Below are 890 nucleotides of genomic sequence, written 5' to 3' on the forward strand. Positions count from 1 at the left end.
GGGCGTTATAAGCACATGGCAAGTCATACATAAGGATATCAATGGAAGAACTTCAAGGTGGGCGAGAAGGGCAAATTTTTCGCTCTGAAAATCGAGTTTACCGACCTCGTGGCAAGTGGTCTGAAACAGTGCAGTATTTACTCTCGTATATTGCCAAAAATGGATTTCATGCGGCACCTAAGCCTTTCGGCTTTGATGGCAAAGGTAACGAGGTCTTATCTTTTGTTGATGGTGAGGTCTTTAATTACCCGCTTAAAGGCAATATTGCTACAGAAGAAGCGCTGACGTCAGCAGCTAGCTTGCTTCGCTCATATCATGATGTGTCTAGTTCGTTCTTGTCACAACACTCAAGCGACACATTAGAGTGGATGCTCCCCGTTCGTGAGCCAATAGAAGTTATCTGTCACGGTGACTATGCACCGTATAACGTGTCTCTACATGGTTCAAAGGTGGTTGGTATCATTGACTTTGATACTGCACATCCAGCACCTAGAGTTTGGGATGTTGCTTATGCTCTATATTGTTGGGCTCCATTTAAGACTCACAAGTACGATGCTATGGGTGATTTAACATCACAGTCATTACGAGCGAAACAGTTCTGTGATGCTTACGGTTTACCCGAAATAGAGCGTCAGAGTATAGTGCAAGCAATGATAGATAGAGTTCAGGCTTTAGTTGACCATATGCGCAGTGAAGCTCGTAATGGAAATCAAGCATTTATCTCTAATATCAATGATGGCCATCATCTCGCATATCTAGCAGATATCGAGTATCTGCAAAGTAACGGGCGGTACATCACAGAGGCTTTAATGGGCAAAAAGTGCTTATAACAAAGCATTTAAGAGTGATTCGCAACGCTTGGCAGTTTCGCTTCGCTCAAGTATAGCCAA

Annotated in this window: 1 protein-coding gene; it reads left to right on the forward strand. The window is 43.4% G+C overall.

What is annotated here, in order from left to right:
* The first annotated feature begins 41 nt into the window (after positions 1-41).
* Complete coding sequence (locus C9I98_RS26370) at positions 42-830, forward strand: aminoglycoside phosphotransferase family protein (protein WP_010650717.1); 789 nt, start codon at positions 42-44, stop codon at positions 828-830.
* Positions 831-890: the final 60 nt, after the last annotated feature.

Source organism: Photobacterium sanctipauli (assembly GCF_003026495.1).
GTDB classification, from domain to species: domain Bacteria; phylum Pseudomonadota; class Gammaproteobacteria; order Enterobacterales; family Vibrionaceae; genus Photobacterium; species Photobacterium sanctipauli.

Excerpts from the sequence above, each read along its gene's own strand:
- C9I98_RS26370 (WP_010650717.1), top strand. The coding sequence starts at position 42 with ATGGAAGAACTTCAAGGTGGGCGAGAAGGGCAAATTTTTCGCTCTGAA.